26 protein-coding genes are annotated in these 22,730 nt (G+C 41.8%); 8 read left to right on the plus strand and 18 right to left on the minus strand.

The window, feature by feature from the left end; all coding sequences use genetic code 11:
* Positions 1–15: 15 nt before the first annotated feature.
* The 17 genes from H7F25_RS15975 to pta all read right to left on the minus strand — a co-directional run bounded on the left by H7F25_RS15975 (position 16) and on the right by pta (position 13,741).
* Positions 16–249: a DUF5970 family protein gene (locus H7F25_RS15975; protein WP_024426379.1), complete on the minus strand. Its 234-nt coding sequence runs from the start codon at positions 247–249 to the stop codon at positions 16–18.
* The gene (locus tag H7F25_RS15980) at positions 246–2,522 is read right to left on the minus strand and encodes a glycosyltransferase (RefSeq protein WP_172881233.1); all 2,277 of its coding nucleotides are present in this window, start codon (positions 2,520–2,522) and stop codon (positions 246–248) included. The genes H7F25_RS15975 and H7F25_RS15980 overlap by 4 nt, the downstream gene beginning before the upstream one ends.
* A gap of 118 nt (positions 2,523–2,640) precedes the next feature.
* Positions 2,641–3,126 (minus strand): tetratricopeptide repeat protein, encoded by a 486-nt coding sequence (locus H7F25_RS15985; RefSeq protein WP_185853913.1) that lies wholly within the window; start codon positions 3,124–3,126, stop codon positions 2,641–2,643.
* 40 nt (positions 3,127–3,166) lie between these two features.
* Positions 3,167–4,012, minus strand: coding sequence for an octanoyl-[GcvH]:protein N-octanoyltransferase (locus H7F25_RS15990; RefSeq protein WP_185853914.1), 846 nt, complete (start codon positions 4,010–4,012; stop codon positions 3,167–3,169).
* A 239-nt stretch (positions 4,013–4,251) separates the two neighbouring features.
* Positions 4,252–4,647, minus strand: coding sequence for an SMI1/KNR4 family protein (locus H7F25_RS15995; RefSeq protein ID WP_185853915.1), 396 nt, complete (start codon positions 4,645–4,647; stop codon positions 4,252–4,254).
* A 19-nt stretch (positions 4,648–4,666) separates the two neighbouring features.
* Positions 4,667–4,930, minus strand: coding sequence for a hypothetical protein (locus tag H7F25_RS16000; protein WP_185853916.1), 264 nt, complete (start codon positions 4,928–4,930; stop codon positions 4,667–4,669).
* Between the two features lie 69 nt (positions 4,931–4,999).
* Positions 5,000–5,272 carry a hypothetical protein gene (locus H7F25_RS16005; protein WP_185853917.1) on the minus strand — a complete coding sequence of 91 codons (273 nt, stop codon included), beginning with the start codon at positions 5,270–5,272 and terminating at the stop codon, positions 5,000–5,002.
* Between the two features lie 221 nt (positions 5,273–5,493).
* Complete coding sequence (locus H7F25_RS16010) at positions 5,494–5,826, minus strand: hypothetical protein (protein WP_185853918.1); 333 nt, start codon at positions 5,824–5,826, stop codon at positions 5,494–5,496.
* Positions 5,827–5,848: 22 nt separating this feature from the next.
* On the minus strand, positions 5,849–7,543 hold the full coding sequence (locus H7F25_RS16015) for a T7SS effector LXG polymorphic toxin (protein WP_185853919.1): 1,695 nt from the start codon (positions 7,541–7,543) through the stop codon (positions 5,849–5,851).
* Positions 7,544–7,554: 11 nt separating this feature from the next.
* Positions 7,555–7,833, minus strand: a complete 279-nt coding sequence (locus H7F25_RS16020) for a YwqI/YxiC family protein (RefSeq protein WP_024423785.1) — start codon at positions 7,831–7,833, stop codon at positions 7,555–7,557.
* Between the two features lie 4 nt (positions 7,834–7,837).
* Positions 7,838–8,236 (minus strand): YwqH-like family protein, encoded by a 399-nt coding sequence (locus tag H7F25_RS16025; protein WP_172881240.1) that lies wholly within the window; start codon positions 8,234–8,236, stop codon positions 7,838–7,840.
* Positions 8,237–8,411: 175 nt separating this feature from the next.
* Positions 8,412–8,678 (minus strand): hypothetical protein, encoded by a 267-nt coding sequence (locus H7F25_RS16030; RefSeq protein WP_024423787.1) that lies wholly within the window; start codon positions 8,676–8,678, stop codon positions 8,412–8,414.
* Positions 8,679–8,691: 13 nt separating this feature from the next.
* Positions 8,692–10,026 carry a TRAP transporter large permease subunit gene (locus H7F25_RS16035; RefSeq protein ID WP_185853920.1) on the minus strand — a complete coding sequence of 445 codons (1,335 nt, stop codon included), beginning with the start codon at positions 10,024–10,026 and terminating at the stop codon, positions 8,692–8,694.
* A 43-nt stretch (positions 10,027–10,069) separates the two neighbouring features.
* Positions 10,070–10,948, minus strand: a complete 879-nt coding sequence (locus H7F25_RS16040) for a prephenate dehydrogenase/arogenate dehydrogenase family protein (protein WP_185853921.1) — start codon at positions 10,946–10,948, stop codon at positions 10,070–10,072.
* 13 nt (positions 10,949–10,961) lie between these two features.
* The gene (locus H7F25_RS16045; protein ID WP_185853922.1) at positions 10,962–11,633 is read right to left on the minus strand and encodes an RraA family protein; all 672 of its coding nucleotides are present in this window, start codon (positions 11,631–11,633) and stop codon (positions 10,962–10,964) included.
* Between the two features lie 153 nt (positions 11,634–11,786).
* Positions 11,787–12,638, minus strand: a complete 852-nt coding sequence (locus tag H7F25_RS16050; RefSeq protein ID WP_122631617.1) for a MurR/RpiR family transcriptional regulator — start codon at positions 12,636–12,638, stop codon at positions 11,787–11,789.
* 131 nt (positions 12,639–12,769) lie between these two features.
* Positions 12,770–13,741 (minus strand): phosphate acetyltransferase, encoded by a 972-nt coding sequence (gene pta / locus H7F25_RS16055; RefSeq protein WP_024423792.1) that lies wholly within the window; start codon positions 13,739–13,741, stop codon positions 12,770–12,772.
* 240 nt (positions 13,742–13,981) lie between these two features.
* Here pta and hemQ point away from each other — a divergent pair, with 240 nt between their 5' ends.
* Together hemQ and H7F25_RS16065 are read left to right on the plus strand one after the other, a co-directional pair.
* Complete coding sequence (hemQ, locus tag H7F25_RS16060; RefSeq protein WP_024423793.1) at positions 13,982–14,752, plus strand: hydrogen peroxide-dependent heme synthase; 771 nt, start codon at positions 13,982–13,984, stop codon at positions 14,750–14,752.
* A gap of 67 nt (positions 14,753–14,819) precedes the next feature.
* On the plus strand, positions 14,820–15,980 hold the full coding sequence (locus H7F25_RS16065; protein WP_149126170.1) for an MFS transporter: 1,161 nt from the start codon (positions 14,820–14,822) through the stop codon (positions 15,978–15,980).
* Positions 15,981–15,993: 13 nt separating this feature from the next.
* On the opposite strand, the gene H7F25_RS16070 is transcribed toward H7F25_RS16065, so the two are convergent.
* Complete coding sequence (locus tag H7F25_RS16070) at positions 15,994–16,473, minus strand: Lrp/AsnC family transcriptional regulator (RefSeq protein WP_149126169.1); 480 nt, start codon at positions 16,471–16,473, stop codon at positions 15,994–15,996.
* 145 nt (positions 16,474–16,618) lie between these two features.
* Between H7F25_RS16070 and H7F25_RS16075 the strand changes: the two genes are divergently transcribed.
* From H7F25_RS16075 to H7F25_RS16100, 6 genes are all read left to right on the plus strand, one after another.
* Positions 16,619–17,851 (plus strand): MFS transporter, encoded by a 1,233-nt coding sequence (locus H7F25_RS16075; protein WP_149126168.1) that lies wholly within the window; start codon positions 16,619–16,621, stop codon positions 17,849–17,851.
* A 149-nt stretch (positions 17,852–18,000) separates the two neighbouring features.
* On the plus strand, positions 18,001–18,603 hold the full coding sequence (locus H7F25_RS16080) for a type 2 periplasmic-binding domain-containing protein (protein WP_024423797.1): 603 nt from the start codon (positions 18,001–18,003) through the stop codon (positions 18,601–18,603).
* Between the two features lies 1 nt (position 18,604).
* A complete protein-coding gene (locus tag H7F25_RS16085) occupies positions 18,605–19,312 on the plus strand; it encodes a 3-((4R)-4-hydroxycyclohexa-1,5-dien-1-yl)-2-oxopropanoate isomerase (protein WP_034621858.1) in 708 nt (235 codons plus the stop codon).
* Complete coding sequence (locus tag H7F25_RS16090) at positions 19,309–20,070, plus strand: glucose 1-dehydrogenase (RefSeq protein ID WP_034621859.1); 762 nt, start codon at positions 19,309–19,311, stop codon at positions 20,068–20,070. The genes H7F25_RS16085 and H7F25_RS16090 overlap by 4 nt, the downstream gene beginning before the upstream one ends.
* Positions 20,071–20,085: 15 nt before the next feature.
* A complete protein-coding gene (locus H7F25_RS16095; protein WP_034621860.1) occupies positions 20,086–21,507 on the plus strand; it encodes an alanine--anticapsin ligase in 1,422 nt (473 codons plus the stop codon).
* Between the two features lie 17 nt (positions 21,508–21,524).
* Positions 21,525–22,718: a pyridoxal phosphate-dependent aminotransferase gene (locus H7F25_RS16100; RefSeq protein ID WP_034621923.1), complete on the plus strand. Its 1,194-nt coding sequence runs from the start codon at positions 21,525–21,527 to the stop codon at positions 22,716–22,718.
* The last annotated feature ends 12 nt before the right edge of the window (positions 22,719–22,730 follow it).

Raw genomic sequence — 22,730 nt, forward strand, 5'->3', positions numbered from 1 at the left:
TCGGGAAGCACTTTTTTAAATGCCCAAAAATAGCATCACACTAAAAAGGACATTGATCAAAAACACGAACATAAAAATATATCTGACCTGCCTTACCTGAAAATCACCAAACATAAAAATATAAAGACCTGCGATGCCAAGTGTCAGGACAGGCTGAAGAAATGGCACTAAAAGCGAAATGCCGTAGCCGGCTCCCATGATGACAGGAAGCCATAGTAAATAGAGGTAACCGCCGTTTTTGGATTTCAAGAAACCACTCCCTCTCTTTCTTCTATCTGCTTGATTTCAGGCTGAACAAACTTGAGTCCGGCCATTGTGCGGCCGCGTTTTTGTGATGTCCAGACTGCAATCGCCTGCTGATCTGTGAGAGATTCTGTGTCAATGGTGATCAGCACTTTCTCATGTAATTCAATTGAAGCTTCAGACTCGATTTTGCACCCAGATAAACTAATATCATGTATGTTCACCGGCACCTTCTCTTCTAACCGGCCCTCATAGGACAGCGTGCCTGTCACGCTTTGCAACGGTCTTCTCACCCATTTGCGCCTTATAGCCCTTGGTACTTTCTCCGTTTCTCTTACAAAGCGGAGAAATGTCCGAACAGCATAGGATTTTTTCTCACGATCCGTTATCGATACATGCTCTCGTGTGAATAAGAAGCGGATCAGTGATAGATACTCTGATTTTTCTGTATCAGTAAAAGCAACACCAACCATCAGCTTGTCTCCATCTGGATGGCTCCAAACCACATCACACGCCACACTTTGATCCTCTGAAAAGAACAATTGCATTTGTCCTTGATTTAAAGAAGAAGCTTGATCCAATGGAATGGATAGACGCGCACCTGAATCACTCATATCTAGTAGAAAACAAGCAATCGACTCATCTTGATGATCAGAACAGAGCTGCCCCTCTTTTTCTATGACAAACCGCTCTGATTTTCGATAACGCGGACGATCAAACGCCACAATCAGTGCCATGAATAGACCTGCACCGTTATAAAGCACCCAAAAAATATTAATCAACGTGAGATCAGCATTCATCGTCCCATTTACCTTCATATCGTATCCTATTTTCACAAGGACAAGCAATGAGAGCAGCAAGAAGATCAAATGAGGAATCATCGTTTTCAAATGAAAATGTCTCTTGTCCGTTTGAATTCCCTTCGGCGTGACAAGGAATTCAACCCTCTTCTTCAAAAACAGCTCACTTAAAGCTACACCAGCCAGATGGAATGCCATAGAGCTTTCGTAAATATGACTCCAAAACATACTTCTTTTTTGATTCGACACCAGTTTAAACGCTAAATACGAACTAAAGAACGCCGGCAGCCAAAACATAAAAATGGACTGGAAATCTGCCCAGAAACTTTGAATACCAAATAATAAAAACAATATTGGTGTAAGAATGTAAATCATTTTAAACAAACCGTTAAACCAATACACAATGCCATCTAAATAAAGAACTCGCTGCATAAGCGTTAAGCCGCGAACCTTCAATGGATTAAACTTACGGGCGCACTGAATGTTCCCTCTCGACCACCGGTCTCTCTGCTTTAACAGATCAAGCCAGCTTTCAGGTGCCAGACCGACGGCTAATACTTCTCCGACAGACACAGATTTGAACTTCCCTTGGAGAAGCATTCCGGTCGCCATGTCTTCTGTAATCACTCCAGTAGCAAATCCGCCAATTTCCTCTAAGGCCGTTCTTCTAAATACAGTATTACTCCCGACATACATCACCGCATTGAACCGATCCTTACCAGCCTGGAGGGTTTGCATAAAGAAGTCCTGTTCATTTGGAATTCGATCCTTCGAGAACATATTATATTGGAAAGGATCTTCGTTATAAAACGCCTGTGGAACTTGAACAAACGCAGTCGCTCCATCATGAAAGTAAGGCACTGTCTTTTCTAAAAAGGCAGGAAGGGGGACCATATCAGCATCAAGTGTGAGAATCAGCTCCCCATTCGTTTGAGACATCGCATGGTTTAAATTACCCGCCTTAGCAAACTTGTTATCTGTTCTTGTCAGATAATGAACGCCAAACTCAGATGCAAGCTGCTCCACAGACTCCCTCTTGCCATCATCACATAAATAAATGTGGACGCTGCCTTTTGGATAAGAGAGATTCAAACAGCCTGCCACCGTGCGTTTCAGCACTTCAATTGGTTCATTATATGTAGCTATGAAAATATCAACTGTTGGCAGCCTGTCCAAATCACTGATCATGACTTGTTTTCGATTTGAAGGCTTCCAAACAAGTGTATAAAACACAAGCAGCTGTAAAAATCCAATACATTCACAGGCTACAAGCAAGATGCCCATTATCATATTAAATGTACCTTCATGCGGCAGTGTAAAGAAGAGACGCCAGCAAATATAGGCAGCATTTGTTAACACACAGAGCACAATGATGATTTTTTTAACAGTAGAGGCCAGCGGCTGAATACGATACATCACATACAACACAGACAAAACACAAAGCATCAACAGCGGGTAATACGTGGTGAATAATGACAACAAATTTACCTTCTTTCTTACGCCATAAATGACTATCACATATAAAATTCCATAACAAAGGAGGGGATTTTTTCATCACATTGCCCCTCCAAATCTGTTCAAGCAGCCAAATCAACTATTATTTCCATATCCTATCTAACTGATTTGAATAAAAATCAATCGCTTTTCGATAACTTAAAATAGCAGGATCTTTTGTCGTTTCAGTTAAACAGTTCAGTAATATTTCCATCGCTTTGCTATGTTCCTTTAAATTATACAAAGTCATGGCATAGAACGTTTGAATGGCTTTGTTGCCCGGATAAGTTTCCATCCCTTTTAGGAATATCTGTTTTGACTTTTCATATTCTCCTAAAGTTCTGTATGTACTTCCTAACCCTAGTAAAGCGTCTTCTAGTTCTTCTGAAGACAATCCTAACTCAATGGCCCTTTCATAAAAAAAGACAGCTTGCCTTTCCTCTCCTAACAGGTCATAACTCCAGGCACATTGATAATGAATAGAGGCATCGTCTGGATACTCCTCTGCAAGATGAGACAGCATTTCATTTGATTCTTGAAGATGTCCACTTTTTCGAAGTTCAATGGCTTTTTCAAGCTTTGTTTCCATCACTTCACCTCTACTCGTTTCAAGATAAAAAGACTGATATTTACGAAAACACCTTTTCATTCCGCTCAATCATCCGCGTCATGTTTTTCTCAAATTCCAGCTGTTCTTCTGCATTCAGGCTCGAGGCTGTCAGCTGATCACTAAGCTTTTGAAGCTCCTCTAGTAATAAACGCATAAGAAGCGTACAATCAATCGGTTCACCGATTAATTCTGATAAGGATGCCATCGTATCCGGCTGTATATCAGGAAATACTGCCTTCACTTCTTGCTGTTTATCCTTTAAGGCGGCGTCATAAAAACGGCGGATCAAGTCGGCTCGTTCACGCCCGCTTCCATCTGCACACAAATAAATTTGCACAGCGACCCCACCGCGTAATCTACGCTGAGAAATGCCTGCAAATTTCTTTCCATTGATACTTAAATCGTAGCTGCCTGGACAATATGAGCCGACTATTTCATAGGCTTCAATGTCCACCTCGTACATCGACAGCATCCGTCGGATCAATTCCACCATCGCATCATATCCGCGGTCAATATCAATGCCCTTCTTTTGTTCCGCAAAGATTAAAGACACATTCAGTACACCTTCATCCAGCACCACAGCAAGACCGCCTGAGTTGCGCACAATCACTCGATATCCCTCTTCCTCAAGCAGCTTTACGCCATCTTGGAGAAATGGAAGTCTTGTATCCTGAATCCCAAGCACAATCGTATTGTGATGCACCCAAGAACGGGCTGTCGCTGGTGAAAGGCCCTTCCCCACCGAGGCGCAAAGCGTATCATCCATCGCAAAGGATTGCTTCGGGTCCACATAAAGACCGAGACTCGACTGATCGATGATACGCCATTTTGGCTGTGTCAGTAACTCAATAGGTTCATTTTTCATCTCCTGCATATCCTCTCGTTCATAAACTGTGTTTATTATAACATGTGATGAATGGAGGGAGAATGCAAAAAGCTCTATGACATTTGGCGTCACAGAGCGTTTCAGTTGGATGATTTGGTTTTCTTGTTCTTGCTTTTCGAGATGAAATAAACAGCTGCAATTAAAACGACAGGAACCCCAACCACGAGGCATGCAGCGATCAATGTATTCCACGGCAAATCGATCATCTCCTTAATAGACTAAACTTCTTTGAAACAGCCCTCATTTACCCAGCTCAACAAGTCTTCAGCGACCAATTCCGCATGCTGAGGGTCCATCACACCAGCATCCACGATCCATACCTTTTTCTCCTCTTCAGCCAGCCGCATGAGAAGTACTCGCCCGCCACCATCGTCGCCAATTGCTACATAGCCGCTTGCATATTGCTGAACCTCCCATGTTGCATTGCGTTCCGCAATGTCCTCAGTGCCGTATAGAAGCACCTCACCGCCAATGGAACATCCATTTGTATGTTTCAGCAGTTCCTTATAAACATGGGGCAGCACCATGTTTAGCTGGGATTCTGCCTCTTTGATATGTATGTCACTTGCTGGTTTGTTCACGTGCAGATGTGGGATTTGGGGTAAATTGATCATTTTTAAGGCCTCCTCTATTTTAAGTTGCTGATTTTTTCATCACCCTTTTATACAAACGAAGAAGCATTTTTAAAAGAAAATAGAAAATGACCACGTCAAGTATAAAACCCCACACTAGAAATTCAAAAGTATGATGTCCGTGCAGAACTAGCCAATCAATAGGGAAACCGCGATAATCAGCATCTGAGTAAGAAACTCCTCTCAGCAAAGCTGTTGCTATAACAATCAGAACACTGATACTTAATAGCCAGTTGGATGTTTTTTTGTTTTGTTTATGTTCCATAGTCATTCCTTTCTCTGTTTTGCTGCCCGATACAAGACTTGATTCCAGTACTACAGACAACCGTCCTATCTATGACAGCATTTCTTTAAGCAAACTCTCTGCTTTATGTAATTCATCTAGTAAGGGGTTTAGATAGTCATTATAACTATCCAAATAAGCTCTCACCCCGCCAATGATCAAAATCTTTTGGAGATCTTCATTGTTCTGAATGATCCTTTCAGCAATTTTATATCTTTTGTATATTAGTTGGAGAACACCTTGATTGATTTCTTGTGGATATTCTTTTTCTAGGATGTTGATGACTGTTTGGATTTGTTTCGTTAGTTGTTGTTTTTTGTTCATTGAACGCTCCTATTTTCAAGGTTTTATTTAAATCATTCAATGGTACTTCACTGTTAATAATATTTATTGATCTTTGATGATACACATGCGCTATCATATTTCAGCCCAAACTGCCCCAGTTATGAACCTACAGAAACCGGTTTTGCCAACGATCAACTTGAAGCATATTTCGTTAACTCATAAATAATAAAAAGGCCCTCTTACCGAGGGCTTGTCAATTGTTACTCATCTGCCAATTCCCATACTATTTGACCATCTACCAAAATCTTATTTGGTGGATCATCATAAAGAGATATCTCAACTAAAGAGCTTTTCTCTTGAATTAACCAATCGTATACACTGCCACTGTTTTCATTAGGATGAGATAGAATATCATTTACTTGGAAAGCAGCAGCAATATATTCTGTAAAATGAATATCATCTTCATCTAACATATTATTTGTTTCAAAAACTGTATCTAGTTTTCCTAAGAGTTTCAATCCACTTTTCCATTCCAATATCATATCTTTTTTCTCATACTTTATTAATGTTCCAATCAAAGAATCATAACTCATTTTTTACCTCCAATTCATCATTTTAAGGCCTCGCTGGTACGATGTGAGCACCATCTTTCCCATAATGTATCATTCCCTTATTAGTCTCTTCATACTTTCCAGTATCAATATTATAGTATTTTCCTATCGCTTGGCCAAAGTCTATCCTTTCTTTATTCTTACCCAATTCTTTGCCTGTCCCTGCATATTTATCCAGCAATTCCTGTGCCTTTTTATTATCTCCGTAAAAAATGCTTTTCTTTTTTCCATTTGCTATTTCTTGCTTATAATTTGGTGTTTCTGGAATATGTTTTTCTTGAGCTCCTAATTTTACTTTTGCAGGGAAACCATTTACTTCACGGTACGGTCCTTTTGGTACGGATTGTTTACCGTAAGTAGGTGTTTTAACCCTCTTCACATTCTTCCCTTGATCCAACCTAAAAACATATTTCCCAACCTTCACTATTTTCGTTATTGGGATGATAGAGGCGGCGGATAGAGCTTGGTCTGTGCTGCTGATATTTTGGCTGGTTTCTGGGTCTTTGCCAGTAACGGCTCGGTAGCCGTCGTAGATGCCGCTGTATTCTAAGATGATGTTTTCAGTGGTTGAGACGACTTCACCGTCTAATATGCGTTTAGCGTTGCCACGGCTGCGGCTTTCTGGAATTTTGTCGACTTCTTCTATTCTTATTTCGCCGTTTGCGATATACGTTCGGATGATTTGTTTATTGGCGTAAACGGTGTATCTTCCACCAATAAAATCAATATCCGACGGATCCGTGACGACTTCATCTGCGATGTCGAATTCTTTTAACTTTTTAATGTCTTTTACGTTGTATAGTCTACCATTTATGACTCTGATGTCTCTATGAATCTTGTTTTTCCCGTTCACAGTTTCCTTTTGTAATGTCGTAAGCGATGGATCGTTTGCTGTGACTTGTTTACGGATGTTTTTATGGTTGTCATTCCGAACAACCGTCTCCACATTCGCCTGTTGTTTCTCTTTCAATTTCTTCAGCATGATCATCAATGGATTGTCTTTTGGGTTGTCTATTTTATCTTTCAATCCACTGATGGTGCTGCTTACTTTTTCTTCTTTTCCATCTTTGAAAATAGAACCCTTTTGATAGCTCGTGATGTCGATTTTTGGGCCGGTGAACATGGTACTTAAGGTATCTATGTATTGCTTCATTGTTTGAAGGGAGCTTTTGGTTTCATGTAAAGCACTTGTCTGCTCCCTGTCAAATGCATGAAGCAGACCAATAGTTCTTGATGTCTCAAGCCATGCTTTTTGATAGTTCTGCTGAAACAATGATTCGTCTACATTTGGCAAATGAACAATATGACCAACTCTGCCGATGGCATGGTTTACCTCTGATACAATTTCAGAAATCGTTCGTTCAGCTTTTTTTAAGCCTTGATCAAGATCATGTTCAATAAATGCTTGTGATATATAGCCGTGCTCATTTGATTCTAGCGCGCTAAGAGCCTGCTTTGTGTTTTTCAATGCGGCGCTATATTCCTCAATGACGACCTGGAAGAATTGCAGGAAAGGAATATGGCATTCTGTATAAAAGGCGCGGATGGCTTGTCCCGCCTCTCCCTTTAGTGCGCCATCGAGTGAGATGATGTGATTGATTTGTTTTTCGAGGGAGCTGATTTGCTGTGACTGCTGCTTTAACGCATTCAGCGTTTGATCTATTCCGTTTATTAGCGCAAAGGCGTCAAGGGTTTTCATTGCGTTCTCCTTTATTTTCTTTTACTGCTGGAAGCAAGCGCCTTGTCCGTTTCAATCATGGTGTTCACTGCTTGTTCTGTTTGTACAAGCTGTTTCTGAAGAATGCCTATATAGGATGTACTTAATTCGTTCAGCTGCTGATTGATCTTTTCTAATGTGTCTGCCGTCAGGAGATGATTTCTCCCTTTGATGGTGGTTGGAAGGGCTGCATTCATTTGAGCGCCTGATTGCTTTGCATGCTGTAATACTTGTTTGACCTGACTGGCATCTATTTTAATTTCTCTCGTCATGTGACTACCCTCTTTTTTCTTCCAGTTGTTTCTGCTTTTCTTTCTCTATTTTTCTTTCAACCGAATGAATTTCATGTTCTAACGAATGGATATCCGATGTTAAATCACTGATTTTCTCATTGATTCGATTTAATAAATTGGTTAGCTGTACACCTTTTATTTCCTGACTGGCGGAAGCCATTTCGTTTCGAATGTCATCAAACGTGTCTGCCAAATGGCCAAACCATGTATGTGATGTCAGGTCTGGATGTGTGATTTTTTTGCTGGCATCTGACAGGGCCCATTTTGCCTCTTTGATTTCTTTTCGGCACATATTGAGTTCGATGATTTGTTCTTTTTTGATAGATATATCTGCCTTTAATGAATACAAGGCTGCTTTATATCCGATGATTGCTCCAGATATGGTCAAACACCTCTATTCCTTAAATAGTCCTCCGTTATGTTACCATTTACTAGCACAAGAGGCATATGATTGAAAGTGAATTTACCAAAAAATGAATCGTACGTATTGGGTTTTAATACCTATTTCTCGCGCGCAAAAAAGCTGGATTCATTTACTGAACCCAGCTTTTTATTGCTTATTTGAGCGATTCACCTGCTGATGCAGATGGATGATCGCTAAATGAGGTGTCTTTCTTTTCAGGAATATAATTTAGAGAGAAACCGACAAGACTGAAAAAGGCACTTAACACCAATGTTGGGTTTTTGAATAGGTTTGTACTTGCAATGATCATATCTCCCTTTTGCAAAAGAATCCCTAGTATTTGACCGAATACCAACAGGGCTCCTGACGTTAAGAACAGGACAAGCAGCACTTTAAATAAAAATTCCATCAATGCTCTCATGTGTTTCTCCTTTCTATACTGGAAGTATTCCCATTCCGATGAGCCAGCCAATTCCTACGATCGGCAGCATATAGTAGAGAATCAGCGGTATAAACGTTTTCTCCGGTCTGGCTCCTGCAAGACCAGAAGCAATGAAAATTGATCCTGATGCCGGCGGGGAAGCGCCTTCTGTTGATGAAAAAGCAAGAATGGCGACAACAGCCACAACTGGATCCACTCCGACTGAGACTAAAGCTGAAAATGAGACAAGTCCAACAGCTGTTAATGTGGCTGTAGAAGATAATGGTCCAGCCACCAGCGTGACAAGAATACCCACAATGAGCACCATGAGCCATTTTGGAATGGTAAGTACTGATGTGATTTGCGTCAAGTCTTCTGCCAATCCTAATTCAGCAAGCACCTGACTAGCAGCAACAGCAAACAGCATCAAGGCACCGATCGTTGTAAACTTAGGTATAGCCGACTTGAAAAACTGAGACCAATCTAGTGCAGACGCCTTTTTTCTCCCAATTGTTAAACTAATCAACATCATGAGAATCGGAATCCACGTAATTAAAGAAATTTGATCCATAGCCTCTGGTCCAATGTTTGAATTACTTTTCAAGTAGTTTGCCAGTGGACCTATCGTGACAATGATAGGAATCAAGGCACCGAAAAAAATAAAGATCGACTTCCACCCTTGTTTCACAGCTTCCCTAAAAGGAAGAATATCATCTGGCGGCATGGCCTGAATTTTATTCTTTTTCACCAGAATATACACAAGAATAAATCGGTATACAACTTGATACAGTCCTCCTATTAACAGGGCAATATATAAATCTCCCTCAGATACAAGGGCTGCAATTGGTGCAAACCCCAGCATGATAAACATTGAAGAGTTCGGAGGCAGTGCCGCCCCAAGTCCGCCATTCCCTGCTAAAATGGTCGCTGTATGCGTTCGGCTCCAGCCTGATTTAATCATCCAAGAGGCTGTGATAGAGCCAGTGGCCGCTGTGTTTGCAGAATTTGAACCTGAAAGTGCACCTAAGACTGCTGAACCTAACGTACTCATATAAGCCGCTCCACCGGGAAGTTTTCCTACAACCGAATTTAAGATTCGCAAGAGTGCATGAATTAATTCCAGCTTTTCGATTAAATAAGCCATGAATACAAATGCGACAGCTGCATAGAGCACCTCATATGTGGATGCAAATTTTAATCCATCCCAGAAAAGTCTTAATGCATCCAATCCGCCAAATAATGTGGTTGCAATAAAGCCTAATAGCATGGCTTCTCCCATATTCCGCTTCACGACGACATTCCATATAATGATGACAGCTATGAATACAATCAACGCAATAAAACCCATATCGTTTTTTCGCCTCCCCTTCGTTAAATAAAACGCTTACAATTTATTGCCCCTGCTGCATCACGTCAATGACTTCTTCCCAGCTGGCCGGCTTTTTCCCGTCAAACCGTTCAACGAATTGAAACTCTGCTAATCTCTCTAGCTTCTGTTGTGCTGCCCGAGACATACTGGCATCAACCTCTGCTTCATCCAGCATTTCAATCGAGCCAAGAAGCTCGATCGCTCGTCTTTTCGCATGAAGTGCACTCCCTGTCACAAGACGGTTCATGGTCTCTTCAAAACTTTTGCTATCCATTGTATCGCTAAGTGAAGAAATCACTTGATGTTCCACGTTGTACTTTTTTGAAATTTCCAAAAATTCAACCATGAGACCAACGATCCCCTTCATATAAACGCTTCTGATCAGCTTCAAGGCCGAAGCATCTCCTGGCTGGTCACTGATTTTTGTGATATTCATGCCATAAGCATTCATTACTTTCATGAATTGGTCAGTTCCACTTCCGCTTGCCGTGATCGGAACCTTGTGTTTGTTGACTGGAAGAGGCCCTAGCATGGCAGCATCTACGAATAGAGCTTTTTGCTTTTCAATTTCATTTGCCACTTGTTTTTTGATGTCTGGTGTTGATGCCGATACATCTACATATAATTGATTCTCTTTCAAACTTCCCGATACGGATTGGGTCACTTCTAAGGTTTTATTTGCTGGCACAGCAGCAATGACAATATCAGATTTCTCAATGACTTCACTAATACTGCTGGTTAATTGAACTCCTGTCTGCGATGCTTTTTCCTTCAACGCACCAGACAATTTCTCATTTTGTAAAAGTACATCATACGCATAAAACTGATCTAATCCTTCTGTTTTCAATCCCGTTGACAACTCATATGCAGCTTCTCCATATCCAATAAAGCCTATCTTCATCACCGATTCTCCCCTATCCCTGATATTTTTTCATTCTGCCTTCCAGCCATGCCGGTGCTAAAAGACTGATGTCTTGCTTTCCTTCGTCCACATACTGTTGAATCGTTTTTAATCTCTGATTTTCATACGCTTGTTTCTCTTCCGCTAGTGTCAGCAGATGTTCCGCCTTCTCCTTTGGAACGATGACGACTCCATCATCGTCTGCAATGACTAAGTCACCTGGTGCTACTTTGACACCGCCGCAAGAGATGATTTGATTTAATTCCCCAGGACCATCTTTAAAAGGTCCATTTGGCATAAACCCCTTACTGTATATCGGAAACGCCAGTTCCTCTAAAGCGAGTTTGTCGCGAACAAGCCCGTCAATCACGATTCCTTCTATTCCTGCAGCCTTTGCTACACCTGCCATCAATTCCCCTAAATATGCATGACCCTTATGGTCTTTTCCATCAACAATCAGTACATCTCCTTCTTTCGCAGAGTAGATCGCTTGATGTAGAAATAAATTATCCCCTGGCCGTAAGCTGACGGTAAAAGCTGTACCTACTATATTCATGCCTCTTGCAACTGGTTTGATTTGATGATCCATCGCGCCGGTGCTTCCCATCACATCTGCCAGCAAGGTCGAGCTCAGTTTTTTTGCCCGATCTATTAGATCATTTGACACGAATTGAACAGTACCCATTGTTTCCATCATCCCCTTTGAGTTATATTCATTACATTTAATTTTATATAAAGTAATATATATTACTTTTGTGATAAGATCATACCATCTCATTTTTATTTAGTAAAGCGCTTTCAGAAAATTTTAAAATAAAAAAAATGAGTCACCACACGACTAATGTGTTGTGTGATAACTCATTTTCGTTAACATATGATTGATTTGATCTAAACGAGGTTTTGTCCTTTCAGGGTCATTAATGGCTAAGGCACTTAAAATGTAATCTACGATAAAGATAGCAGATACGACAGAGTTATGAGAGCCCGCACTTGCTGAGGAACATGGTAATACATATTGTGCATACTTGGTTAGTGGAGAGCTGTAGCTGTCTGTAATTAAAAGCACTTCCACCCCATATGACTTCGCTGCCTCCAGCAAATCCTTTATACGCTTTGCATAGCGAGGATAGCTGACCGCTATAATGAAATCATCAGATTGAAAATGAACGAGTTCGTCGACCCAGTCACTTTTGTCTGCATCAATATATTGACAGTTCCCCAACAGCCGATTGATTCCAAATGACAGATACTCTCCAACAGGTCTTCCACTTCGGACACTTGTACACAGAACCTGGCGAGAGCTGGCTATTTTTTCAACAATATGCTGAAAGGTTTCTTCTGTGATATTGTCTAAAGCGTACTGGATATTTTGAAATTGCAGCTCGACATGATTATGCAAAAGCTTACTTTTATTTGAATGCTTGAGGTTCGCTTCAAGTCTCGTTTGAGGGGCAGCTTTATGCTTCATATTTGATTGAAGCTCTTTTTGAAGCTCTGAGAAACCGGAATACCCTACAGCAGCAGAGAATCTCATGATGGTCGCTGTACTCGTCCCTACTTTTGACGCCAATTTATCTACAGTTAAAAACGCAACCTCCATTGGATTTTGCACGATATAATCTGCAATTCTCCTTTGTGCCTCGGTTAATCCTGCGACCTTATGCTGAAGCTTATGTATTAAATCGTCCATTATAGCACCTGCCCATTCTATCGGCTTTATCTACGATCAAAATTTTTTCTTTTCCCCCTATATTGTACACATTTGTCATCAAAAAAACAGCCAGCACGAATCTATCGTACTGGCTGCCTTTGTCGAGATCATTATAGTGCTTGAGCTGCTGTGATAAGCGCAAGGTTGTAAACGTCTTCGGCATTACAGCCTCTTGATAGATCGTTTACTGGCTGGTTTAAACCTTGAAGGATAGGACCTACAGCTTCAAAGTTACCTAAGCGCTGTGCAATTTTGTAGCCAATGTTTCCAGCTTCGAGGCTAGGGAAAACAAATACGCTGGCGTCGCCTTTGATGACGGAATCTGGCGCTTTTTTCGCTGCTACTGAAGGAACGAAAGCTGCATCGAATTGGAATTCTCCATCAAGTACAAGCTCAGGTGCCTTTTCTTTTGCAATGCGAACTGCTTCAGATACTTTTTCTGTTTCGTCTGATTTTGCTGAGCCTTTTGTAGAGAAGCTAAGCATTGCCACACGTGGCTCGATATCAAACATTTTGGCTGTGTTTGCACTTTCAATCGCAATTTCAGCTAGATCTTGGCTGTCTGGTGCAATGTTGATTGCGCAATCAGCAAACACATATTGCTCTTCGCCGCGAGCCATGATGAAGACGCCAGATGTTTTCTTTACGCCTTCTTTTGTTTTAATGATTTGAAGTGCTGGACGCACTGTGTCAGCAGTTGAGTGTGCCGCACCGCTCACAAGTCCGTCTGCAAGACCTTTATACACAAGCATTGTACCGAAGTAGTTTTCATCCAGTAATGCTTTTCTTGCTTGCTCTTCTGTTGCTTTGCCTTTACGTCTTTCAACGAAAGCTTGTACAAGCTCTTCAAAACCTTCATATGTATGGGGATCATACACGTCAACACCATCAAGTGTAAGACCTAATTCTTTTGCTTTAGCTTCAACTTCTTGTTTTTTACCTACCACAATTGGCTGCAATACTTTGCCATCTGCTAGTTTTTGAACGGCTGTTAGAATGCGTTCGTCCATTCCCTCAGGAAAAACGATCTTTACTCCTTTACCTGCAACCTTTTCCTGAACTGTTGAAAAAATATCTGCCACTTCAATACCCTCCTTGATTTTACAAAAAAAGCGTTCTCTTTTAAGCATACTCTTCTTCTACCTAAATTCAAACTACCAACTTATATTATAGCGCTTACAAATTAAATTCTTATTTTTCAAACTAATTTAATCAATTTTGAGAAAAGCTGTTTTCCTCGTTCAAGTTTTGATCACATCTCCATTTGGACAAACTATGTTATAGTTGGAACAGATGGAAAACTGTTAATAGGAGTGAAAGAAATGAGCGAACAACATACAACAAATGAAGCAGCTCAAACACTAGATGGCTGGTATGCGCTGCATGATTTTAGAACAATCGACTGGACAGCTTGGAAGCTGCTGACAAGTGATGAGCGCCAAGCCATCATTCATGAATTCACAGGTCTATTGGAAAAATGGAAAACAGCTGAGCAAGATAAAGCTGGAAGCCAAACAATCTATAGTATTGTCGGCCAAAAAGCAGATATTATGCTCATGATTTTACGTCCGACAATGGAAGAACTAGGTGAAATTGAACTCGAATTCAACAAGACACGACTAGCAGAGTTTACGATTCCAGCTTATTCTTATGTTTCAGTTGTTGAGCTCAGCAACTACTTAGCAGGAGGCGGCGATGGCGGAGATCCTTACGAGAACCCGCATGTACGTGCTCGCTTATATCCAGAGCTTCCTTCTTCTCAATACGTGTGCTTCTATCCAATGGATAAAAGACGTTCTGGCAATGACAACTGGTACATGCTTTCTATGGATGAGCGTAAATCTCTTATGAGAAGCCACGGTTTAATTGGCCGAAGCTATGCTGGAAAAGTAAAACAGATCATTACAGGTTCTGTTGGTTTTGATGATTATGAGTGGGGCGTTACCCTTTTCTCTGATGATGTGCTTCAATTTAAAAAATTGGTTTATGAAATGCGCTTTGATGAAGTCAGTGCACGCTACGGCGAATTTGGTTCCTTCTTTGTTGGAAACCGATTAGCAAACGAGCAGCTGGCGTCTTATTTCCATGTATGATAAAATCTTAAAGCTTCGGATCTCTCCGAAGCTTTTTTATGTATTTGTTTAGAAAGGTGATCACATCATGAAAAACTTCCCCATCGCTATTTTTGCGTTAACGCTCGGTGCGTTTTCGATTGGCATGACTGAATTTGTCATCATGGGACTTTTACCAAATGTCGCGAACGACCTTCATGTATCAATTTCTGCTTCAGGACAGCTGATTACTGGATATGCACTTGGTGTCGCAGTTGGCGGACCTATTTTAACGTTATCGACTGGAAAAATGTCGAGGAAACGTCTCCTCATTCTGTTAATGATTCTTTTCGTTGCGGGAAATGCTGCTGCCGCTGTCTCGACCTCTTATGGTCTATTAATGGCCGCCCGTATTTTAACGTCATTTGCTCATGGAACCTTCTTTGGCGTCGGAGCCATTATGGCTGCACGGCTTGTGCCTAAAGAGAAAAGCGCAAGCGCGATCAGCTTCATGTTTACAGGACTGACAGTTGCCAATGTACTCGGTGTGCCGTTCGGTACCTTTATCGGAAATCAATTCGGCTGGCGTATGTCTTTTCTAGTCATTGCCGTCATTGGGCTCATTTCCTTAATTGGTATCATCAGCTTAGTCCCAAATCAGTCGAAAGAAGAAGTACTCGATATTCGAAATGAAGTATCCGTTTTGAAAAAACCACAAGTACTCGTTTCCTTTGCAATGACCATCTTTGGTTTTGCTGGTGTATTTACAGCCTTTACGTATATCAGCCCAATCTTGCTGCAAGTCACTGGCTTTCAGGAAAATGGGGTGACGCTCATCCTTGTCCTATTTGGACTTGGGGTCACTATCGGAAATTTAGTTGGCGGAAAGCTTGCTGACTGGAGGCTGATGCCAAGTATTATGGTGACACTGATCCTGCTCATTGCTGTCCTGTTATTGTTTACAGTCACTTCCGAATTCAAAGTGCCTGCCGTGCTGACCATTTTTGTTTGGGGAATCATTTCATTTATTCTTGTTCCTACCTTGCAATACCGCACGATGAACATGGCACATGAAGCACCGACACTCGCATCAACGCTCAGCCATTCTGCCTTTAATATTGGGAATGCCGGCGGTGCAGCCCTTGGCGGTCTTGCTATCGAAATCACACATTTACAGCTTGTTCCGTTATTTGCTGCAGCTGTGACATTTATTGGTCTTATCATTACAATTATGAGCTATCAGTCAGATAGACAAACAAAAAGGACCTGAGTCAGGTCCTTTTTTATTTCACCGCGGTCATTTCTGGCTCTTCTATTTGTTTCAAGCGTTCCTGAATTGGATGGGAAAAAGAGTGCTCTGACAAGACAATATGGGAGACGGTTTTTGTAAATCCAGACACTTCTTGAATAAAGGCTTCAATTTCTTCAAGAGAAGAAACTGACAGCTTAATGAAAAAGCAAGACTGCCCTGCCACTCGATAAGCAAAAAAGGCGCGTGGATGCTCATTCATAAAAGTCACAAAACGCTGATACTCTCCATTTAACACCGTAACTTCCAGCAGGCAGTCAATCAGAAGTCCTAATTTTTTATAATTGACCTGAACAGAATACCCTTCGATAATCCCTGCATCCTCTAATTTACGCACTCTTTCTGCTACCGCAGGTGCTGATAAATTCACTCGTTTGGACAATTCCCTCATGGATAAGCGGGCATCTTCTCTCAATTCATTTAAAATATGCACATCTACATCGGTGATTTTCATTCGTACCTCTCCTATCCAAAAATCGTTCCATTTGAAAAGTATTTTATGATAATACTTATGATGCGAAATGTAAAATAAAACTAAATAATGGTAGAATTTATTTTAACGGAATTGAATGAAAAAGCAAGTATGGAGGGATCACTTGATGAAAGAATCTTTAGACAGCCAGGCTTCTAAAACATTTCCCATCACACTTGCCATTGCACTCACACTTGGCGTTTTTGCGGCGGGATCGGAAGAGCTGGTGATTTCACCACTGCTGCCTGATTTATCAAACTCCTTTCAGCACTCTCTTGATATTCTCGCTCTTTCCATCAGCATTTATGGGTTAGCTGTGCTGGTTGGGGCTCCGCTGCTCGTTCCTTTAGGGGACCGGTATTCAAGAGAGCTGTGTTTGATTATTGGGCTGTCTTTCTTTTTGATTGGAACTGTGATGTGTGCTGCTGCCCCAAATTTGGCCGTGTTTTTTGCAGGCCGTGCTATTTCTGGGCTGGCGACTGGTGTATTTGTGCCAACAGCCTATGCTCTCGTGGGCGACCGGGTTCCATATGAATATCGCGGCAAAGTGATGGGACTCATTGTATCGAGCTGGTCTCTTTCTCTTGTTCTTGGTGTGCCCATTGGCGCCTTTATTGGTCAAAGTTTGAACTGGCGCTGGACATTTTGGATTTTCGCCATGATGAGTCTCGTTGTCCTGCTGCTCGTCATTCTTGAATCTCGAAAACAAGACGCAGCAGCTGATCCGAAGGCATCTCAAGCGAGGGAGAAATCAGGCTCTATCTGGGGGGCTTTAAAAATCGACCGAGTCCCTGCCTATTTGACCGTGACATTTTGTAACATGCTTGGATTTTATGGCATGTACTCATTTTTAGGGGCTTACCTGCAAAGTCTGTTTTCCGGGGGTCAATCAACAGCTGGACTTCTGATCATGGCTTATGGCGTTGGCTTTTCCATGAGTATGTTTACCGGGAAATTAGCTGATTGGTTTGGCAAAACACGCTCACTTTTCTTTGTGCTGGGCGGCATTACGCTCGTTCTTGCCTTACTTCCTTATGCACCGTTCTCATGGACATTGCTCATTTTCGCTTTATTTATTTGGGGTGCCATGCAAAGTTTATCCGTCACGCTTTTGAGCACCGTCCTGAGCGACTGCTCTCAAACCCACCGAGGCAAAGTGATGGCTTTTTACAGCCTTGCTTCCAATCTTGCCGTTATGCTTGGGTCCGCTCTGATGGGACCTGTTTATGTCCATTTCGGCTATCATACGGTAGGGCTTGTATGTGCACTCATTACGCTTGTTGGTTTTCTCATCAGCTTCGTCAGCTATAAACGCGAAAAAACTTTACAGCAGAAACATAAAAATACATTTGAAACGTGAGCTCATTTCACTGCACATCTTGATATGTGCAGTTTTTTAGATCAATTTTTAATATCATCATAAAATACATTTTTTATAAATTTTGTTGACAATTGCCAATTTTATTTTTTATAATCTAGTAAAAATTTGAAAAAGATTGGATGGTAAACATGATCTTAAAGAATGATGTTTTTCATTTCAAAGAAGAGCCCATCGTTTCACCTAAGATGTTTACAGTCAATACATTAGGCCCTAAGGGGACAAGCAGTGAATATGCAGCAAAACATTTCATCTCTCATTCCACCACTACACTCGGCACCCATACGAAACTATCCCTTTACGACACATTCGAAACTTGCATTGAACATACTCTCTCTAACGCACTCCAATACACTCTCGTTCCACACGCATACGAAGGAATCAAACACTTCTACATGAGACCTGACCTACAGCTTTTACAAATATTCAGATGTGACACGCCCATGTATGGGTTGGCTGTCAGACCAGATTTCCCCTTTCAAGAACAAATGCTTCACCATTTAAAAATTGTTTCTCATCCTGCACCTGTGAATTTGATTCAATATTTTATTCATCAAAATGCTGAATTTGAGCTTGTCAATTCTACAAGTACAGCCGCACAAAAAGTAAGAGACGGAGAATTTGATTTCGCTTTAACCAATGAGGTGGCAAGAGCTACATACGGGCTCACCTTCATTCGAACATTTAAAAGCATTCCTATGAGCTGGTCTATATTCGGAAAAGGAGAGATGTAACATGACAACTGAACAAAAGGTGCAAGAATTATATTTTCCTCAAACGAAAAAACGAGAATGGGATAATGGTGTCATCCAATATTCTACTGTCAGAGGCGATACGGAAGTGTTAATTTCACACGTCCCTCCTCACACGATCATCGAACCTCATGACCATCCAGAAGCACAAATCGGCATCGTATTAAAAGGCGAGCTTCAAATGACGGTCGGCCAATCGACCCAATTGCTGACCCCATTAGAATCAGCCTATATTGCACCACCATTCGTTCCTCACGGCGCATCGAATCTGACAGATGAAGAAGTGATCGCCATTGATATTAAGAGATTAAAAGATGGCGAAGAATATACGGCTCCTCCTACTTATTTCTTAGACATTTTCAAAACGCGTGATTTACTTCCTGGCATGGAAGTGACTTTTTTTGTAGAGGACTGGATGGAGCTTATGATTGCCAACATTCCGGGAAATGGCGGGGAAATGCCTTTCCATAAGCACCGTAATGAACAAATCGGGATTTGCATTAGCGGTGGGTACGATATGACGATTGAAGGCTTTACAGAAAAGATGGAATTTGGCACGACCTACTTCTGTGATCCAAAAGAAGATCACGGCGCCATTAATCCAAAGCCAGAAGCATCAAAGTCTATTAATCTCTTCTTCCCTCCACGCTATAACCGCTTAAAGCCAAAAGCGTCTAAGGTGAAGAAATGAACATTGCCGGAAAAGTCGTCCTGATTACAGGAGGTGCGTCTGGGATTGGGCTTGCCGCCGTCAAGCTTTTCCTTGAGCACGGAGCAAAAGTAGCAGTGGCTGATATCAATGAAGATAGCGGTAAACAACTCGTTGAATCATTGCCTCATGAACATGCTGCGTTTTTCAAAACAGATATTACGAATGAGTCTGACTGTCAAAAAACCGTTCAATCCGTGCTGAGCCAATTCGGGACAATTGATGTTTTGATTAACAATGCAGGCATCGAAATTGTCTCACCTATTCACGAGATGACTCTGGAGGATTGGAACCACATTCTACAGGTCAACCTGACTGGTGTATTTCTTATGAGTAAGCATACATTGCCCCATATGCTTGAAAAGAAAAGCGGAAGTATTATTAATACTGGATCTGTCGGAGGTCTCGTTGGCTGGCCTGACATTCCTGCATACAACGCAACAAAGGGCGGTGTCATCCAGCTCACCAAATCGATGGCGATCGACTATGCCGCTCATCAAATCAGGGTGAATTGTATCGCCCCAGGCATCATTGATACGCCATTAAATGAAAAATCCTTTTTAGACAATCATTCAGAAAGTCTTGAGGTTGTCAAAAAGGAAAAAGCAAAGGTGAATCCCTTGCTTCGTCTCGGAAAACCCGAAGAAATTGCGGGCGTGATGCTGTTTCTCGCCTCTGATCTATCCAGCTATATGACTGGAAGTGTTGTCACAGCAGATGGCGGATACACCGCTAGATAAAAAGGAGTGCTTTCATTGAGTAAAAAAACCGTACTTGTCATTGCTGACTTAGGAGGATGCCCGCCCCATATGTTTTATGAAAGCGTGGCAGCATCTTATCATATCGTTTCTTATATCCCGAGACCCTTTGCCATTACAAAGGGTCACGCTGAACTAATCGAAAAATACTCCATTGCCGTCATCAAAGATCGTGATTATTTTGAGACACACCCTTCTTTTGAACACCCTGATTCTATTTACTGGGCACATGATGATTATCTGAAATCAGAGGAAGAGGTGGTGGAAGACCTAGTCCGTGTGGCTTCCTTTTTCAAAGCTGATGCCATCACCACCAATAATGAATTATTCATTGCACCAATGGCAAAAGCAGCTGAGCGGCTGGGACTGCGCGGCGCTGGGGTAAAAGCAGCTGAAATGGCACGTGATAAAAGCCAAATGAGGGCTGCATTTAACGCTGCTGGTGTCAAAGCGGTGAAAACTCAGCCTGTCACGACTTTAGCTGATTTCCAGCAAGCCATTGAACATATCGGGACACCGCTTATTTTAAAGCCTACATATTTAGCAAGCTCCATTGGCGTGACCCTTTTTCATGACAAAGCCGGCAGTGATGATCTCTTTTTAAACGTACAATCCTACTTGCAAACGATTCCCGTCCCAAACGCTGTGACATATGAAGCACCATTTGTCGCTGAAACGTATTTAGAGGGTGCTTACGAGGATTGGTATCAAGAGGATGGCTATTCTGATTATGTCAGTGTAGAAGGGTTCGTCGTGGAGGGAGAATATATCCCTTTTGTCATACATGACAAGACCCCTCAAATCGGTTTTACAGAAACGGCTCATATTACTCCCTCGATCCTAGACAATGAAGCCCAGCAAATCATCATTGAGGCAGCAAAGAAGGCAAATGAAGGGCTGGGCCTTGAAAACTGTGCGACCCATACAGAGATCAAGCTCATGAAAAATCGAGAAACAGGACTGATCGAATCCGCAGCTAGATTTGCTGGCTGGAATATGATTCCGAATATCAAAAAAGTGTTTGGGGTGGATATGGCTAAGCTGCTGATCGATGTATTAGTCGATGGAAAAAAAGCGGCGCTGCCAAAAGAGCTGCTTTCTGGACATACGCATTATATAGCAGACTGCCATTTATACCCTCAGCATTTCAAAGAAAGCGGACACATACCGGCAGAGGCCACACATATCACCATTGATCATATCCATATTCCGCAGGATGCTTTAGTTGGAGATACTGTGATCGTCAATAAATCCGTCCCGTCCAAAGGCACCTTTGTCGATCTATCTTTATTTGAAGCCTTTAACGGCATCGTGTCGCTTGAGTTAAAAGGGTCATCCTCACAGGATGTTGCCGCATCCATCCGCAACTTACAGAAGCAAGCTGCCATTCATTTAATGGATGAATTAGTCAAGGGATAGAAAGAGAGGGTAACGTGGTGGAGATCTTACCATCTAACATGATTAAACGGCTGCCAGAACAGAAATTTGGAACCGTATTTGAGAAAATTGCGCAAAAAGCACAAAACGGAGCGAACATCATAAACCTTGGTCAGGGAAATCCCGATCTTCCTACTCCTGCACATATCGTAAGCGCCCTTCAAGAGGCAGCAGCCACTTTGCAATTTCAGCAATATGCACCTTTTAGAGGCTTCGACTTTTTCAAGCAAGCCATTGCAGATTTCTACAAAAAGGAGTTCGGCACTGAGATAGACCCACAGAAAGAAGTGGCTCTTTTCAATGGAGGGAAAACAGGCCTTTATGTCATGAGTCAGTGTCTGCTTGACCCTGGGGACGTTGCCCTCATCCCCGATCCAGGATACCCGGAATATCATTCTGGGATCTTGATGGCAGACGCTAAGCCCTACTGCATCAAACTTGAATCGAAAAATGGCTATTTGCCAAATCTCTCTTCAATTGATCCGGAAGTGCTTAAAAAGGCAAAGGTTCTTTTCTTAAATTATCCGAATAACCCAACAGGTGCTGTGGCAAATGATGCATTTTTTGAAGAGGCTGCTGATTTTGCATCGGCTCACGGACTGCATGTCATTCATGATTTTGCCTATGGTTCATTTCATTATGAGCAAAAACCAGTAAGCTTTCTGAACGCTCCTCTTGGGAAAAGCGTAGGAGTGGAATTATATTCTCTATCCAAAACATTTAATATGGCAGGGTGGAGAGTCGCTTTTGCTGTAGGTAATGAGGACATCATCCAATCCATTAACGCCTTCCAAGATCATGTGTTTGTCAGTATGTATGGCGGATTTCAACAAGCCGCAACCGTCGCCTTGCAAAGCGATGACTGTCACATACAATCATTAAAAGAGGTCTACCTTGAACGAATTCACTTTTTCATCCGTCAGGCCGAAAAGCAGCTAGGATGGTCCATCGAACGTCCAGCTGGCGCCTTTTATTTATGGGCTCCCATCCCTGATGATTTTGAACATTCTCATGCATTTGCAGACTATTTACTCGAACATTCTGATGTTGTTGTCACGCCTGGGGGTGTGTTTGGAGCACATGGAAGCCGTCATGTCCGCATCTCAATGGTTGCTCCAATTGAACAGCTTGCCCTGTTTATCGACCGGCTTCGCATCCTTCCGATTCGCTTTAATCAAAAAACCCGCATATAGCGGGTTTTTTGA

This window comes from Bacillus sp. PAMC28571 (assembly GCF_014250435.1).
GTDB lineage: Bacteria > Bacillota > Bacilli > Bacillales > Bacillaceae > Bacillus > Bacillus safensis.

Coding starts and splice junctions, on each gene's coding strand:
- H7F25_RS16015 (WP_185853919.1), bottom strand. CDS start 7,543: ATGAAAACCCTTGACGCCTTTGCGCTAATAAACGGAATAGATCAAACG.
- H7F25_RS16010 (WP_185853918.1), bottom strand. CDS start 5,826: ATGAGTTATGATTCTTTGATTGGAACATTAATAAAGTATGAGAAAAAA.
- H7F25_RS16035 (WP_185853920.1), bottom strand. CDS start 10,026: ATGGGTTTTATTGCGTTGATTGTATTCATAGCTGTCATCATTATATGG.
- H7F25_RS16070 (WP_149126169.1), bottom strand. CDS start 16,473: ATGAAAATCACCGATGTAGATGTGCATATTTTAAATGAATTGAGAGAA.
- H7F25_RS16020 (WP_024423785.1), bottom strand. CDS start 7,833: ATGACGAGAGAAATTAAAATAGATGCCAGTCAGGTCAAACAAGTATTA.
- H7F25_RS16090 (WP_034621859.1), top strand. CDS start 19,309: ATGAACATTGCCGGAAAAGTCGTCCTGATTACAGGAGGTGCGTCTGGG.
- H7F25_RS15985 (WP_185853913.1), bottom strand. CDS start 3,126: ATGGAAACAAAGCTTGAAAAAGCCATTGAACTTCGAAAAAGTGGACAT.
- H7F25_RS16030 (WP_024423787.1), bottom strand. CDS start 8,678: ATGAGAGCATTGATGGAATTTTTATTTAAAGTGCTGCTTGTCCTGTTC.
- hemQ (WP_024423793.1), top strand. CDS start 13,982: ATGAGCGAACAACATACAACAAATGAAGCAGCTCAAACACTAGATGGC.
- H7F25_RS15995 (WP_185853915.1), bottom strand. CDS start 4,647: ATGATCAATTTACCCCAAATCCCACATCTGCACGTGAACAAACCAGCA.
- H7F25_RS16085 (WP_034621858.1), top strand. CDS start 18,605: ATGACAACTGAACAAAAGGTGCAAGAATTATATTTTCCTCAAACGAAA.
- H7F25_RS16075 (WP_149126168.1), top strand. CDS start 16,619: ATGAAAGAATCTTTAGACAGCCAGGCTTCTAAAACATTTCCCATCACA.
- H7F25_RS16065 (WP_149126170.1), top strand. CDS start 14,820: ATGAAAAACTTCCCCATCGCTATTTTTGCGTTAACGCTCGGTGCGTTT.
- H7F25_RS16005 (WP_185853917.1), bottom strand. CDS start 5,272: ATGAACAAAAAACAACAACTAACGAAACAAATCCAAACAGTCATCAAC.
- H7F25_RS16045 (WP_185853922.1), bottom strand. CDS start 11,633: ATGGGTACTGTTCAATTCGTGTCAAATGATCTAATAGATCGGGCAAAA.
- H7F25_RS15990 (WP_185853914.1), bottom strand. CDS start 4,012: ATGAAAAATGAACCTATTGAGTTACTGACACAGCCAAAATGGCGTATC.
- H7F25_RS16080 (WP_024423797.1), top strand. CDS start 18,001: ATGATCTTAAAGAATGATGTTTTTCATTTCAAAGAAGAGCCCATCGTT.
- H7F25_RS16050 (WP_122631617.1), bottom strand. CDS start 12,638: ATGGACGATTTAATACATAAGCTTCAGCATAAGGTCGCAGGATTAACC.
- H7F25_RS16000 (WP_185853916.1), bottom strand. CDS start 4,930: ATGGAACATAAACAAAACAAAAAAACATCCAACTGGCTATTAAGTATC.
- H7F25_RS16040 (WP_185853921.1), bottom strand. CDS start 10,948: ATGAAGATAGGCTTTATTGGATATGGAGAAGCTGCATATGAGTTGTCA.